Here is a 231-nt window from a genome sequence, read left to right on the forward strand (position 1 = left end):
TGGACCTGCTGTCGCTGTACGATTGCTACACGAACATGGGCGCCACGACGATCAAGGGTGCCGGCCCCTGCGCGCCGGGGCAGTTCGGCGCCTGGCTCAACGACCACGACCTGTCCCACAAAGGCGACAAGCCGCCCAACACGCATGGCGGCCAGCTCGGCTTCGGCCAGCCGGACTTTGCGGGTGGCATGTCCCTTGTCGTCGGGGGGGGGCGCCAACGGCGCGGTGGGG

General features: G+C 69.7%; 1 pseudogene. It reads left to right on the plus strand.

The features are described from left to right. Positions 1-231 (plus strand): annotated as a pseudogene (locus tag KVT37_RS33175) (thiolase family protein); the annotation flags it as partial.

Source organism: Mesorhizobium sp. GbtcB19 (assembly GCF_019091085.1).
In the GTDB taxonomy this organism is placed as follows: Bacteria; Pseudomonadota; Alphaproteobacteria; order Rhizobiales; family Rhizobiaceae; genus Mesorhizobium.